The sequence below is a fragment of the Antarcticimicrobium luteum genome (assembly GCF_004358185.1).
Taxonomy (GTDB): Bacteria; Pseudomonadota; Alphaproteobacteria; order Rhodobacterales; family Rhodobacteraceae; genus Antarcticimicrobium; species Antarcticimicrobium luteum.
Genome location: NZ_SMUV01000067.1, coordinates 103,892 through 117,849 on the forward strand (window position 1 = coordinate 103,892; position 13,958 = coordinate 117,849).

At 68.2% G+C, this 13,958-nt stretch carries 11 protein-coding genes; 7 read left to right on the forward strand and 4 right to left on the reverse strand.

Translation table 11 applies throughout. The features are described 5' to 3' along the window. Positions 1-75 precede the first annotated feature (75 nt). The 7 genes from E1832_RS12800 to E1832_RS12830 all read left to right on the forward strand — a co-directional run bounded on the left by E1832_RS12800 (position 76) and on the right by E1832_RS12830 (position 8,705). Complete coding sequence (locus E1832_RS12800) at positions 76-1,341, forward strand: RsmB/NOP family class I SAM-dependent RNA methyltransferase (RefSeq protein ID WP_133360157.1); 1,266 nt, start codon at positions 76-78, stop codon at positions 1,339-1,341. Positions 1,342-1,425: 84 nt separating this feature from the next. Beyond that, positions 1,426-3,174: a heparinase II/III family protein gene (locus E1832_RS12805; RefSeq protein ID WP_133360158.1), complete on the forward strand. Its 1,749-nt coding sequence runs from the start codon at positions 1,426-1,428 to the stop codon at positions 3,172-3,174. Between the two features lie 121 nt (positions 3,175-3,295). After that, positions 3,296-4,885 (forward strand): bifunctional phosphoribosylaminoimidazolecarboxamide formyltransferase/IMP cyclohydrolase, encoded by a 1,590-nt coding sequence (gene purH / locus E1832_RS12810; RefSeq protein ID WP_133360159.1) that lies wholly within the window; start codon positions 3,296-3,298, stop codon positions 4,883-4,885. 7 nt (positions 4,886-4,892) lie between these two features. Then, entirely contained in the window at positions 4,893-5,384 is a 492-nt protein-coding gene (gene lspA / locus E1832_RS12815; RefSeq protein WP_133360160.1) for a signal peptidase II, read from the forward strand. A gap of 53 nt (positions 5,385-5,437) precedes the next feature. Then, positions 5,438-5,956: a DUF3035 domain-containing protein gene (locus tag E1832_RS12820; RefSeq protein WP_133360161.1), complete on the forward strand. Its 519-nt coding sequence runs from the start codon at positions 5,438-5,440 to the stop codon at positions 5,954-5,956. An 83-nt stretch (positions 5,957-6,039) separates the two neighbouring features. Further along, entirely contained in the window at positions 6,040-7,395 is a 1,356-nt protein-coding gene (locus tag E1832_RS12825) for a M16 family metallopeptidase (protein ID WP_133360162.1), read from the forward strand. Next, positions 7,392-8,705 (forward strand): M16 family metallopeptidase, encoded by a 1,314-nt coding sequence (locus E1832_RS12830; protein WP_133360163.1) that lies wholly within the window; start codon positions 7,392-7,394, stop codon positions 8,703-8,705. The genes E1832_RS12825 and E1832_RS12830 overlap by 4 nt, the downstream gene beginning before the upstream one ends. A gap of 136 nt (positions 8,706-8,841) precedes the next feature. On the opposite strand, the gene E1832_RS12835 is transcribed toward E1832_RS12830, so the two are convergent. The 4 genes from E1832_RS12835 to deoC all read right to left on the reverse strand — a co-directional run bounded on the left by E1832_RS12835 (position 8,842) and on the right by deoC (position 13,798). Further along, complete coding sequence (locus E1832_RS12835) at positions 8,842-9,693, reverse strand: glycosyltransferase family 2 protein (protein WP_133360164.1); 852 nt, start codon at positions 9,691-9,693, stop codon at positions 8,842-8,844. Beyond that, entirely contained in the window at positions 9,690-10,391 is a 702-nt protein-coding gene (locus E1832_RS12840; protein WP_133360165.1) for a polysaccharide deacetylase family protein, read from the reverse strand. The genes E1832_RS12835 and E1832_RS12840 overlap by 4 nt, the downstream gene beginning before the upstream one ends. A 3-nt stretch (positions 10,392-10,394) precedes the next feature. After that, positions 10,395-12,737 carry an aldehyde dehydrogenase family protein gene (locus tag E1832_RS12845; RefSeq protein WP_133360166.1) on the reverse strand — a complete coding sequence of 781 codons (2,343 nt, stop codon included), beginning with the start codon at positions 12,735-12,737 and terminating at the stop codon, positions 10,395-10,397. Between the two features lie 77 nt (positions 12,738-12,814). Further along, positions 12,815-13,798 carry a deoxyribose-phosphate aldolase gene (gene deoC, locus E1832_RS12850; protein ID WP_245513972.1) on the reverse strand — a complete coding sequence of 328 codons (984 nt, stop codon included), beginning with the start codon at positions 13,796-13,798 and terminating at the stop codon, positions 12,815-12,817. Positions 13,799-13,958: the final 160 nt, after the last annotated feature.

A 13,958-nucleotide genomic window follows, 5' to 3' on the forward strand; every position in this document is an offset into this window, starting at 1 on the left:
GCTCTCTGCTCGTGATATACGCCCCTGTCGCCCGGGGACAAGCCGGGCGACTTGGAACAACGCAGGCAGGTCAGCATGGACGACAGCGGAACGGCGGCACGGAAAAGCGCGATTTACCTGCTCGATCAGGTTCTGGGCGAGGGGCGGCTGCTGTCCGAATGCCTTGGCGCCGCGGCGCTGGAGCGGCTGGAGCCGGCCGACCGCGCCCGCGCCCAGCGGCTGGCCGCCGACACGCTGCGCGGGCTGGAGCGCGCCGACCGGCTGCTGGCGAAACATCTGCGCAAACCGCCGCCGCTGACCGTGCAGAACACGCTGCGGCTGGGCACGATCGAGCTTTGCGCAGGCGCCGCGGCGCATGGCGTGGTCAACGCGATGGTCGAGATCACCGCGCGCCACCGCCGCCACGGGAAACTGAAGGGCATGGTCAACGCGGTGCTGCGCAAGATCGCCGCCGAGGGGCCGGAGGAATGGGCGCGGCTGCGCGTTCCGCGGCTGCCGAAATGGCTGCGCAAACCGCTGGTCGAGGCCTGGGGCCCCGAGGCGGTGGCGGCGATGGAGGCGGCGCATTTCGCCGGCGCGCCGCTCGACATTACGCCCCGCCCGGGGGCGCTGGTCGATCTGCCGGACGCGCGGGCGTTGCCCACCGGGTCGCTGCGGCTCGATGTGCCGGGGCAGGTCTCGGCGCTGCCGGGTTATGCGGATGGAACTTGGTGGGTGCAGGACGCCGCCGCGGCGCTGCCCGCGAAAGTGCTGGCCGCGCAGCTCGGCGAAAAGGTGCTCGACATGTGCGCCGCGCCCGGCGGCAAGACCCTGCAACTGGCCGCCGCCGGCGCCGATGTGGTCGCGCTCGACATCTCGGAGGCGCGCCTTGGCCGGCTGCGCGAGAATCTGGCGCGCACCGGGCTCACCGCCCGGGTGGTGGTCGGTGACGCGCTGGAGCACGACGGGCAATATGACGCCATCCTGCTTGACGCGCCCTGTTCGGCCACTGGCACCATTCGCCGCCATCCCGATCTGCCCTTTGCCAAGGACGGGGCCGAATTCGGCCTGCTGATCGAGCTTCAGGCGCAGATGCTGGCGCATGCCTGGTCGCTGCTGAAACCGGGCGGGCGGCTGGTCTATTGCACCTGTTCGCTGCTGCCGGACGAGGGCGAGGTGCAGATCGAGGAGGCGTTGGAAATCCTGGCCGGCGCCGCCATCGACCGGGCCGCGCTGGATCTGCCCGGGATCGATCCGGGCTGGGTCACCGAAGAGGGCGGTCTGCGCCTGCGTCCCGATTACTGGCCCGGGCTGGGCGGCATGGACGGTTTTTACATCGCCTGTCTGCGCAAAGCGGCATGAGGTCCGGGTTTCGCAAGTGACTCCGCGGCCCTGCGCCGCTATCATCCGCCGGAAACGCCAGAGAGCGTGAGAGGCAGAGCGCGCATGTCCAGTCCTGACACATTTGCCAGTCGCCGCACCCGGTTACTTAACCGCTGGTATGCCCGGCGGAGCAGACGGCAGCGCGGTGCAACCGGGTTCGTGTCGCAGCCCGAGCCGCGCACCATCGGGTCGTTCGCGCGCGGTCGGCAGCTGATCGCGGGCAATCTTCTGTTTGCCGGATACCTCATCGAATCGCAGGACACCGCGCTGTGGGACGTTGCCGCGCCCAACGCCGCCTTTGACGCCGATCGTCACGGTTTCGCCTGGCTCGACGATCTGGCGGCGGTGGGTGACATGGCGGCGCGGGCCAGGGCGCAGACCTGGCTCTGGGGGTGGATTGCGGCGCATGGCACCGGACGGGGGCCGGGATGGACCCCGGATCTGGCCGGCCGGCGGGTGATCCGCTGGATCAATCACGCGCTGTTTCTGCTGCGCGGTCAGGACAAGGCGGCCAGCGCGGCGTTCTACCGCGCCCTCGCGGCCCAGGCCTGGTTTCTGTCGAAACGCTGGTCCGCCGCCGCCCCCGGCCTGCCCCGGTTCGAGGCGCTGACCGGGCTGATCTATGCCGGGCTGTCGTTGCAAGGGCGCGAAGATCTGGCCGATCCGGCGGTCAGGGCGCTGGCGCGCGAATGCGCCGCCCAGATCGACAGTCAGGGCGGTCTGCCCACCCGCAACCCCGAGGAACTGCTCGAGGTGTTCACGCTGCTGACCTGGGCGGCGGCGGTGCTGCATGACGCAGGGCGCGGTGTGCCGGGGCCGCATCAGGCGGCGATCGAGCGGATCGCCCCCACCCTGCGCACCCTGCGCCATGCCGATGGCGGGCTGGCGCGGTTTCACGGCGGCGGCCGCGGGCTGGAGGGGCGGCTCGATCACGCGCTCGCCGCCTCCCACGTCAAGCCGGGCCAGCCGGGCGGGCTGGCGATGGGCTATGCCCGGCTGTCCGGCGGGCGCACCAGCGTGATCGTCGATGCCAGCCCGCCGCCGCGCGGGCCGGCCTCCTACAACGCCCACGCCTCGACGCTGGCCTTCGAGCTGACCTCGGGCCGCCGTCCGCTGATCGTCAATTGCGGCTCGGGCGCCTCCTTCGGGGTCGAGTGGCGCCGCGCCGGGCGGGCGACGCCGTCGCATTCGACGCTCTGCCTCGACGGCTATTCCAGCGCCCGGCTGAGCGAGCCGGCGCGCGGGTCGGGCCGCGAGGCGCTGATCGACGGGCCGTTCCGGGTGCCGACCGAAATCTCGCAAATGACGGACGGCATCCGGTTTCAGGGCGGGCATGACGGCTATCTGCGCAGCTTTGGCCTGACCCATGTGCGCAGCCTCGATCTGTCCTTCGACGGGCGCGGTCTGGCGGCCGAGGATATGCTGCTGGCGGTCGAGGATGCCGACAAGCGCCGCTTTGACAAGGCGATGGACGCAACCGTGCTGTCGGGGGTGGGCTTTGACATCCGCCTGCATCTGCACCCGGAGGTGGACGCGGCGCTGGATCTGGGCGGCGCGGCGGTGTCCATGGCCCTCAAGAGCGGAGAAATCTGGGTGTTTCGCCATGCCGGCGGCCCGTCGCTCACGCTGGCGCTGCAGCCCAGCGTCTATCTGGAAAAGGGCCGGCTGAAACCGCGGGCCAGCACCCAGATCGTCCTGTCGGGGCGCGCGATGGACTATCGCACCCGTGTGCGCTGGTCGCTGAGCAAGGCGCAGGACACCGCCATCGCGGTGCGCGACCTGCACCGCGACGAGCCCGATTTTTCAAATTGAGGCGCGAAACCCGCCGGAAATCCACCAGATCATGCTGCGCCGCGGCAAATGGGGTGGTTCTATCCCGGCGCGATATGGACTATGCCGCGCCCAGACATTTCCTGAGATCAAGGATCGACTCATGACCGACCTGTACCCTGTGCGCCGCGCCCTGCTTTCCGTCTCCGACAAAACCGGCCTGATTGATCTGGGCCGGGCCCTGGCCGCGCGCGGGGTCGAACTGATCAGCACCGGCGGCACCGCCCGCGCCCTGCGCGACGCCGGGCTTGAGGTGCGCGACGTCGCCGAAGTGACCGGGTTCCCGGAAATGATGGACGGCCGGGTCAAGACGCTGCACCCGATGGTGCACGGCGGCCTGCTGGCGCTGCGCGACGACCCCTCCCATGTGGCGGCGATGGAAACCCATCTGATTTCGCCGATCGACCTGCTGGTGGTGAACCTCTACCCGTTCGAGGAAACCGTCGCCAAGGGCGCCGATTACGCCACCTGCATCGAGAATATCGACATCGGCGGCCCGGCGATGATCCGCGCCGCGTCGAAGAACCACGCTTTTGTCAACGTGGTGGTCGATGTCGAGGATTATGACAGGCTGCTGGCCGAGCTGGAGGCCAACGACGGCCAGACCACCTACGGCTTCCGCCAGAACCTGGCGCTGACCGCCTATTCGCGCACCGCCGCCTATGACGCCGCTGTCTCGGCCTGGATGGCCGCGGCGCTGGAGGAGGGGGCGCCGCGCCGCCGCGCCTTTGCCGGCACGCTGGCGCAGACCCTGCGCTATGGCGAGAACCCGCATCAGAACGCGGCCTTTTACGTCGACGGCTCGAACCGCCCCGGTGTCGCCACCGCCGTGCAGCATCAGGGCAAGGAGCTGTCCTACAACAACATCAACGACACCGACGCGGCTTTTGAGCTGGTCGCCGAGTTCGATCCCGAAGACACTGCCGCCTGCGCCATCATCAAACACGCCAACCCCTGCGGCGTGGCCAAGGGCGCGACGCTGATCGAGGCCTATAAATCCGCCTTCGACTGCGACCGCACCTCGGCCTTCGGCGGCATCGTGGCGCTGAACAAGCCGCTGGATGCCGAGACGGCCGAAGAGATCACCGGCATCTTCACCGAGGTGGTGATCGCGCCCGGCGCCTCCGACGAGGCAAAGGGGATCTTCGCCGCCAAGAAGAACCTGCGCCTGCTGACCACCGACGGTCTGCCCGACGCGCGTGCCGGCGGGCTGACCTTCCGTCAGGTGGCGGGCGGCTTCCTGGTGCAGGACAAGGACAACGGCTTTGTCGGGATGGACGATCTGAAGGTGGTGACGAAACTGGCGCCCACCGAAGAGCAGATGCGCGATCTGCTGTTCGCCTGGAAGGTGGCGAAACACGTGAAATCCAACGCCATCGTCTATGTCCGCGATCAGGCCACCGTCGGCGTCGGCGCCGGCCAGATGAGCCGGGTCGATTCGGCCCTGATCGCCGCCAAGAAGGCCGAGCGCATGGCCGAGACGCTGGGCCTGGCGAAACCGCTGACCATCGGCTCGGCCGTGGCGTCGGACGCCTTCTTCCCGTTCCCCGACGGGCTGCTCGAAGCGGCGGCGGCGGGCGCTACCTGCGTCATTCAGCCGGGCGGGTCGATGCGCGACGCCGAGGTGATCGCGGCGGCCGACGAGGCCGGGCTCGCCATGGTGTTCACCGGCATGCGCCATTTCCGGCACTGACGCCCACATGCGCTTTGCCATGCTGTTCTGGGCCGGATTCTGGGCCTTTTTGCTGGACCAGGCCAGCAAGTATCTGGTGGTGCACTGGATGGGGCTGGTGCGGCTGCGCGAGATCGACGTGCTGCCGCCGCTCCTGAATTTCCGGTACGGCGAGAACAGGGGCATCAATTTCGGCCTGCTCGACAGCGGGTCCGAGGCGGCGCGCTGGGTGCTGATCGGCTTTTCGCTGGCTGTGTGCGTCGCCGTCTTCGTCTGGACGCTGAGGCGGTCCGCGGGGCACCGGATGCAACTGTCCGCCGGGCTGCTGATCGGCGGCGCGCTGGGCAATGTGATCGACCGGCTGCTTTACGGCTATGTGCTGGATTTTCTCAACATGTCCTGCTGCGGCATCAATAACCCCTTCGTGTTCAATGTCGGGGACGTGTTCATCTTTGCCGGCGCGGCGGGCCTCATCCTGTTCGAGGACCGCATCGCCGATCGGCGGAAAAAGGCCCCGTGACCTTGCCCGGCAAATCGGTTAAACACCCCTGAAACAGGCGGGAGAGAGTGGCCATGCTGCGCCCTCTGGGTATTACGATCATGCTGGTTACGGCGGTCTCGGTCGCCGGGTGCTCGAGCAAAGGTCTGCGCAATCTGAGCGCGCCGGGCCCGGGCCCGGACGAATTCATGATTCTGCCGGTGAAGCCGCTGACCGCGCCCACCGACTATTCCGCCCTGCCTGCGCCCGATCCCGGCGCCGCCAACCTGGTCGATCCGACGCCGATGGCGGATGCGGTCGTGGCCATGGGCGGGCGCGCCGAGGCCACCGTGCCGGGCGGAGTTCCGGCCGCGGACAGCGCGCTGATCTCGGCCGCCACGCGCCATGGCGTCGAGTCCGGCGTGCGCGATACCCTGGCCGAAGCCGATGCCAAGTTCCGCAAGCGGCAGTCGCGCATGACCCGCGTTCGCCTGCTGCCGGTGGACCGCTATGAACAGGCCTATCGCCGTCAGGCGCTCGAACCCTTCCCGACGAACGAACTCTACCGCCGCGCCGGCGCCGGCACACCCACCGCACCGCCGGCAAAGCCCTGAGGCCGCTCACGTTTACGAGACTTTGACTTGAACCGGGGCGGGCCGCGCGTAGGTTGAAGTGCGCAGCAACGGAGAGATCCCGCATGTTCAAGAATTTTGTCCTGATCGCGGCCGCATCGGGGGCGCTGGCCGCCTCTGCCGCCGCCGGTCGGGCGGCGGACCCGCAAGAGGCGGTGACCACCTTTTCTCTGGAAAACGGGATGCAGGTGGTAGTGGTCGAGGATCACCGCGCGCCGGTCCTTCAGCACATGGTCTGGTATCGCGTCGGCTCGGCGGATGAGCCGGTCGGCTCATCGGGGGTGGCGCATTTCCTCGAACATCTGATGTTCAAGGATACCGACAACATGAAATCGGGCGAGCTGTCCGCCACGGTGGCGGCCAACGGCGGTCAGGACAACGCCTTTACCAGTTACGATTACACCGCCTATTTCCAGCGTGTCGCCGCCGACCGGCTGGGACTGATGATGAAGATGGAATCCGACCGGATGACCCATCTGCGGCTGACCGAGGGCGACATCGCCACCGAGCGCGACGTGATTCTGGAAGAGCGCAACATGCGGACCGAGAACAACCCGCGGGCGCTGTTCTCGGAACAGATGAACGCGGCGCAATACCTCAACCACCGCTACGGCGTGCCGGTGATCGGCTGGAAACACGAGATGGAGGAGCTGGACCGCGCCGATGCGCTGTCCTTCTATCACACCTATTACGCGCCGAATAACGCCATCCTGGTGGTGTCGGGTGACGTGACGCCCGACGAGGTCAGAACCCTGGCCGAAACCTATTACGGCGTCATTCCCGCCAATCCCGACCTGCCGCCGCGCATCCGCTCGCAGGAGCCGCCGCAGCGCGCCGCCCGGCGGCTGGAGTTCCGCGACGCGCGTGTGGCGCAGGCCTATGTCAACCGTTCCTATCTGGCGCAGGAACGCGACCCGGGCGCGCAGCGGGAGGCGGCCGCGCTTTATCTGCTGTCCGAGATCCTCGGCGGCGGCCAGACCTCGTACCTGGCCGAAAAGCTGCAATTCGATCAGAAGATCGCGGTCTATACCGGCGCCTTCTACAATGGCACCACACTCGACGACACCACCTTCGATCTGGTGGTGGTGCCGGCCGAGGGCGTTTCGCTGGACGCGGCCGAGGCGGCGCTGGACGAGACGCTGCGCAGCTTTCTGCGCGACGGGGTGGACCCCGAACAGCTCGATCGGATCAAGCTGCAGCTGCGCGCCTCGCAGATCTATGAACGTGACGACGTTGCCGGCATCGCCAACCGCTATGGCCGGGCGCTGGCCGTCGGTCTGACCGTCGAGGACGTGCAGGCCTGGCCGGATCTGCTTCAGGCCGTGACCGGAGACGATATTCTGGCCGCGGCCCGCACTCTCCTGCGCCGGGAGGATTCGGTCACCGGCCGGCTGATGCGTTACGAAGAGGTGACCCAATGAGAACCCTGTTTGCGGCGCTGATTCTGACGCTGCTGGGCCTTCCGGCCCTGGCGGCGGTGAAAATTCAGGAGGTGGTCAGCCCCGGCGGTATCACCGCCTGGCTGGTCGAGGATCACTCGATCCCCTTCACCGCGCTGGAGTTGCGGTTTCGCGGCGGCACCTCGCTGGACGCACCGGGCAAGCGTGGCGCGGTGAACCTGATGACCGGTCTGCTGGAGGAGGGGGCGGGCGATCTCGACGCCCGCGCCTATGCCCGCGAGCTGGAATCGCTGGCGGCCTCTTTTTCCTTCGACAGCGGGCCGGATTCGGTGTCGGTCTCGGCCCGGTTCCTGACCGAGAACCGCGATTCCGTGATGGCGCTGCTGCGCGATACGCTTCTCGCGCCCCGTTTCGACGCGGACGCCATCGAACGGGTGCGGGGGCAGGTCCAGTCCGGGCTGGCCTCGGACGCCAAGGATCCCAATGAGATCGCCGGCCAGACCTTCCGCGCGATGACATATGGCGACCACCCCTATGGCTCGGACGGCAAGGGCACGCCGGAGTCCGTCGCGTCGCTCAGCCGCGACGATCTGGTGCGGGCCCATGGCGCGGTCTTTGCCCGCGACCGGCTTTATGTGGCGGCGGTGGGCGACATCACCCCCGAGGCGCTGGGCGCGCTGGTGGACCGGCTGCTGGGCGATCTGCCCCGGGCCGGCGCGGCGATGCCGGGCAAGGCCGAGGTCACCATCGAGAGCGGCACCACCGTGGTGCCCTTTGCCACGCCACAGTCGGTTGCGCTGTTCGGTCAGCCGGGGATCGGCCGGCACGACCCGGATTTCTTTGCCGCCTATGTGCTCAACACCATCCTCGGCGGCGGCAGTTTCGAAAGCCGCCTGATGACCGAGGTGCGCGAGAAACGCGGGCTGACCTATGGTGTCTATTCCTATCTGGTGCCGCGCGATCTGGCCTCGGTCTATATGGGCAGCGTCGCCTCGGCCAATGGCCGCATCGGCGAGGCGGTTCAGGTGATCCGGGACGAATGGGCGCGTCTGGCCCGTGACGGGGTGACGGCGGAGGAGCTGGACAAGGCCAAGACCTATCTGACCGGCGCCTATCCGCTGCGGTTCGACGGCAACGAGCGGATCGCCAGCATCCTCGTGGGGATGCAGATGGACGATCTGCCGATCGATTATGTGACCACCCGCAACGACAAGGTGAACGCGGTGACGCTCGGTGACGCAAACCGCGTTGCGGCGGATCTGCTGAAACCCGATCAGCTGCGCTTTGTCGTGGTGGGCGAGCCCGAGGGGCTGGAGAGCACCACCAACTAGGCTGTCGCCGTTCACAAGCCGCGCAAACGCCCCGGACCGTGGGCCGGCGCCGGCGCGGTGCGCTTCGGGCTTGATTCCGCGCTGGGGGCGCAGGTTCGAAGGCTCGCCTCGGACCGATGTCGCTGGGCAGGTGTTCTTACACGCCGCGGTCGCGGTCCCAGCGGCCGCGCGGCTGCCAGAGCGGTGTCTTCACCGTCAGCGCCACCGCCGTATAAATCGCAAACCCCAACGGGTCGCGCAGCATCAGCCCGACCTTCTGGGCCGCACCCGGCGCGGTCTGCCCGGCATTCCGTACAAGATCGGGCCGTTTTTCCCCAAGTTCGGCCAGCCCCCGGTTCTGCCGCCGCCGTACCCGCACCAGCGCGCCGAAACCCTCGGCGATGGGCCAGGAAAACGCATCCGGCACCCTGACCATCTCTTCCGCCGCGAAATGGCTGCGGATGAAGATATCGTCCGAGATCACCTCCGGAATCTCATCCCAGCGCGCCCGCCCCGCGCTATTCACCGCCGCGATGCCGCAGCCCGGCACGCCCCGGGCCATGAACGGCAGCCGTGCCCAGAACCGGGCATAGAGGCGCGAGACATAGCTGCGCGCGCGGCGAATGCGGAACTGGCCGCTGGCATAGGTGGGCGCGGGCCGGTCCACCGCGCGCGCCAGCGCTGCGATCAGACCGGGCGAGACATGAATGTCGGCGTCCATGAAGACCAGGTTCGGGTTGGCGGCGGCGGCGATACCGGCATTCAGCGCTGCGGTCTTGCTGCCCTCGGCCAGTTCGATGATCCGAAACCGCCAGCCCCGCGCGGCAAAGTCGGGGGCCAGCGCCCGCGCCTCTGCCGCTGTGGCGTCTTGGCAGCCATTGGGCACCACAATCACCTCGACCGGATGGTCCGCCTCCATCCCTGCCGGGTCGTCCGATTTCAGCAGGTGGCGCAGGCTGTCGCCGATGAACCCCTCTTCGTTGTAGGCGGGGACGAGGATGCTGATCATGTCGCTGCCCGCGCCGGCAGCAGCCGCTTGCGCATCAGCCCCAGCAGGCGTCGCGTGCGGCGCCCATAGGGGACCAGGCCGCGCAGGGCCTCTTCCAACTGCGCATTGTCCATTTCGCCCTCGATGCAGTTGCGCGGGCGCAGGAAGCGGGTGTTGCGGCACTGCCCCCGGTCCGAGGTGTAGAGCGCCTCGAACCCTTCGGCGTCGACCGCCTCGGTGACGCGGCGGTCATAGGCACCGAAGGGCGCGGCGGCGAGCGTCACCGGCGCGCCCGCCAGCTCGGCCAGCCTTTGCCGCGCATCGCGATACTCCGCCTGCCGCCCAGCCGCATCCAGTCTGCGCCAGTCGCGGTGGGTCGCCCCGTGCAGCCCGATGGTATGGCCCGCCTGCGCCAGCCTGCGCACATCCGCCTCGGACAGAGAGCCGGGCGTACCGATCCGCGCGCTCAGCAGGAAGAACGTGGCGCGCAGCCCGCGTTTCTCCAGCTCCGGCAGGGCGATCTCGGCATCCGAGGCATTGCCGTCGTCGAAGGTGATCTCGGGCGCAGTGGTGCCCATGCCGGTGATCCGGTCGAGAATCTCGCAAAACCGCGCGCGCGACAGCCAGAACACCGCTTCGCCGGGCTCCAGCTCCCGCTGGGGCTCACCGATCCCGTGGAAGATCAGGACAGAGCGTTTCTGGTCCGGGCTGCGTTCCATCCCCTATTCCCCGTAGGGCACCCAGATATTCTTCACCTCGGTCGCCGCCTCGAGGAACCGGCGCAGGTCCGCCGCCTGCCAGTCGGTCGCCTGCCCGTGGTTCACCCAGGTCCGTTTCAGGTTGCCCGCCGAGGCGCGTTCGATGGCGCCGGACAGGTCGGAGGAGGAAAAGCTCCAGACCGCGTCCACCCCCAGATGCGCGGCCAGCGGCGCGGCCAGATCCGCATGCGGACCGGTCAGGATGTTGACCACGCCAGCCGGCACGTCGGAGGTGTCCAGAACCTGATAGAAATCCGTGGCCGCCAGCGGGAACGGGTCCGAGGCCGCCAGCACCACCCGGTTGCCCATGGCGATGGCCGGCGCCAGAACGCCGACCAGCCCCAACAACGGCGCCTCGTCGGCACAAAGCGCGCCGATGATGCCCACCGGCTCTTTCATCGCCAGCGCCACGCCGCGGATCGGCACGCCATGGACCTGACCGTCGTATTTGTCGGCCCAGGCGGCGGCGGTGAACAGGCGCTGGATAGAGGCCTGAACCTCCTTCTCGCCGCCGCGCCTGCCGGTCATGGCGTCGATCCGGTGGGCGAACTCTCCGGCACGTGCCGAAAGGTTCTCTGCCAGATAATAAAGGATCTGCGCCCGCAGGTGGCCGGAGGTCCCGGCCCAGCCGGCGGCCGCCTGCGCCGCCTCGACCGCGTTGCGCACATCCTTGCGCCCCGCGATCGGCACATGGCCCAGCAGCGCGCCGGATTTCGACCAGACGGGGCGGGAATAGCCGCCGTCGGGCCGCGCCTGCTTGCCGCCGATATAGAGCTTGGCGGTCCGGTCCAGCGGATCGGCGGGGGCGCCGCCCCCCTCCGGCATCGGTGGCACCGGTGACAGCGCCTTTGTCCGGGCCTTGGGCCTGGTATAGGCCGACAAGCCCTCCCATCCGCCCTCGCGGCCAAAGCCGCTTTCGCGCACCCCGCCAAAACCCGCGGCGGCGTCGAAAAGGTTGGTGGCGTTGACCCAGACCACGCCGGCCGCCAGCATCGGCGCGATGTCGAGGGCGAGGTTCAGATTCTCGGTCCAGACCGTCGCGGCAAGGCCATAGCGCGTGTTGTTCGCCAGTTGCACGGCTTCGCCCGGCGTGCGGAAAGTGGTGGAGACGAGGACGGGGCCAAAGATTTCCTCCTGCATCAGCCGGTCCGAGGGGGCCAGCCCGGTGATCAGCGTGGGGGGATAGAAACAGCCCCCCTCCGGCAGCGCGACATCGGCGTGATAGGTCTGCCCGGCGGTGTTGCCCGCGACCATGTCCGAGATGGTCTTCAGCTGAACCGGGTCCACCACCGCGCCGACGTCGATGCATTTGTCGAGTGGATCGCCCAGCCGCAGCTTGTCCATCCGCTCGCGCAGCTTGTCGTGAAAGCGCTCTGCCACCGGCTCATGCACCAAAAGGCGCGATCCGGCGCAGCAGACCTGTCCCTGGTTGAACCAGATCGCATCGACCAGCCCCTCGACCGCGGAATCCAGATCGGCGTCGTCGAACACGATATAGGGCGACTTGCCGCCCAGCTCCAAGGTCAGCGCCTTGCCCGATCCCGCCGTCGCCGCGCGGATTTTCCGCCCCACCTCGGTCGAGCCGGTAAAGGCGATCTTGTCGATATCCGGATGGCCCACGATCATCTCGCCCACCGCGCCGTCGCCGGTGACGATGTTGACCACCCCTTTCGGCAGCCCGGCCTGACGGCAGATATCGGAGAAGAGCAACGCGGTGAGAGTGGTATATTCGGCCGGCTTCAGCACCACGGTGTTGCCCATCGCCAGCGCCGGCGCGACCTTCCACGCCAGCATCAGCAGCGGGAAGTTCCACGGGATGATCTGGCCGCAGACGCCGATGGCCTGCCGGTCGGGCAGCTCCGCCTCCATCAGTTGCGCCATGCCCGCGTGGTAATAGAAATGCCGCTGGGCGAGGGGGATGTCGATATCGCGGCTCTCGCGGATCGGCTTGCCGTTGTCCAGCGTCTCCAGCACCGCGAAAAGCCGCGCATGTTTCTGGAGCAGCCGCGCGATGGCATAGAGATAGCGCGCGCGCCCGGGCCCGCCCAGACGCTCCCACTTGTGCTGCGCCCGGCGGGCGGCGGCGACGGCGGCGTTCACCTCTTCGCCACTGGCCTGGGTCAGCGTCGCCAGCACCTCGCCGGTGGCCGGATTGCGGCTGTCGAACCCCGGCCCGGGCGCTGTAAAGGCGCCGTCGATGAAATGGCCGAACCGGTCGCCCTGATCCACCAGCCAGGTCAGCGCCTCTGCCGCGCTCTCGGGGGCGGGGCCGTAGTCCATCGTGTCGAGGATCTCTTTGACGGTCATGGCTTCTTCTCTGCTCAAATATCCATCTGCCCGAGGCGGGTCGCGCCCGTGTCAGGCGCCCGTGTCAGGCGCCCATGTCAGGCGATTGCATGGCGATAGCCGGCCGAATAGGCGCCGGTCACATGATGCTCCAACTGCCGCTCGATGTCGCCCAGCAGCGAGGAGGCGCCGAAACGGAAGAGGTCGGGCCGCAACCAGCGATCCCCCAGCTCCTCCTTGATCAGCGCCAGATAAGTCAGCGCGTCCTTGGCCTTGGAAATCCCGCCGGCGGGCTTGTAGCCGATGCGATAGCCGGTGCGCTCGTGATAGTCGCGGATCGCCCGGATCATCACCAGGCTGACGGGCAGGGTGGCGTTCACCGCCTCCTTGCCGGTCGAGGTCTTGATGAAATCGGCCCCGGCCATCATGCAGACCAGGCTGGCGCGGGCCACGTTGCGCAGCGTGCCCAGCTCTCCGGTGGCCAGGATCGCCTTGACGTGCGCCGCGCCGCAGGCCTCGCGGAAGGTCTTCATCTCGTCATACAGCGCCTGCCAGTCGCCCTCCAGCACGTGCCGGCGCGAGATGACGATGTCGATCTCCTTGGCCCCCGCCTTCACGCTTTCGCCGATCTCGGCCACGCGCAGGTGAAACGGCGACAGCCCTGCGGGAAACCCGGTGGAGACGGCGGCGACCGGGATGCCCGAGCCCTCCAGCGCGTCAACGGCGGGCGCGATCATGTCGTGATAGACGCAGACCGCGCCGACGGTCAGCCCGCCGACCCCCAACGCCTCCAGCAGATCGACGTGCACCGGTTGGCGCGCCTTGGCGCAGAGGCGGCGGACCCTGTTCGCCGTGTCGTCGCCGGCCAGCGTGGTCAGGTCGATGCAGCTGATCGCCTTGAGCAGCCAGGCCGCCTGATACTCTTTCTTGACGCTGCGGCGGCCGGGCAGTGTGGCCGCGCGGCGTTCGATGGCCGAGCGGTTGGCTTGCGCGCCATGCACCCAGTCGAGGTCCAGCGCCATGCCGGGATTGCGCGGTTCGGTCACCTGCGGAAGATGCGCGGTTTGCGCGGTGTCGGTCATGTCCATGCGGTGGGTCCGGTGGCTGATTTTCGGGCAGGCTGGCACGGGGGCCGCGCCTTGGCAAGCGATGCGTCCGGCGTTTAGTTGCGAATAATTCGCAATTGCATTGACAGTTCTGAGAATCATTCGCATATTCGCCACGAATGACGCAGGTGGGGTT

Excerpts from the sequence above, each read along its gene's own strand:
- E1832_RS12840 (WP_133360165.1), bottom strand. The coding sequence starts at position 10,391 with ATGGAACGCAGCCCGGACCAGAAACGCTCTGTCCTGATCTTCCACGGG.
- E1832_RS12800 (WP_133360157.1), top strand. The coding sequence starts at position 76 with ATGGACGACAGCGGAACGGCGGCACGGAAAAGCGCGATTTACCTGCTC.
- E1832_RS12805 (WP_133360158.1), top strand. The coding sequence starts at position 1,426 with ATGTCCAGTCCTGACACATTTGCCAGTCGCCGCACCCGGTTACTTAAC.
- purH (WP_133360159.1), top strand. The coding sequence starts at position 3,296 with ATGACCGACCTGTACCCTGTGCGCCGCGCCCTGCTTTCCGTCTCCGAC.
- E1832_RS12820 (WP_133360161.1), top strand. The coding sequence starts at position 5,438 with ATGCTGCGCCCTCTGGGTATTACGATCATGCTGGTTACGGCGGTCTCG.
- deoC (WP_245513972.1), bottom strand. The coding sequence starts at position 13,798 with ATGACCGACACCGCGCAAACCGCGCATCTTCCGCAGGTGACCGAACCG.
- E1832_RS12830 (WP_133360163.1), top strand. The coding sequence starts at position 7,392 with ATGAGAACCCTGTTTGCGGCGCTGATTCTGACGCTGCTGGGCCTTCCG.
- E1832_RS12835 (WP_133360164.1), bottom strand. The coding sequence starts at position 9,693 with ATGATCAGCATCCTCGTCCCCGCCTACAACGAAGAGGGGTTCATCGGC.
- lspA (WP_133360160.1), top strand. The coding sequence starts at position 4,893 with ATGCGCTTTGCCATGCTGTTCTGGGCCGGATTCTGGGCCTTTTTGCTG.
- E1832_RS12845 (WP_133360166.1), bottom strand. The coding sequence starts at position 12,737 with ATGACCGTCAAAGAGATCCTCGACACGATGGACTACGGCCCCGCCCCC.
- E1832_RS12825 (WP_133360162.1), top strand. The coding sequence starts at position 6,040 with ATGTTCAAGAATTTTGTCCTGATCGCGGCCGCATCGGGGGCGCTGGCC.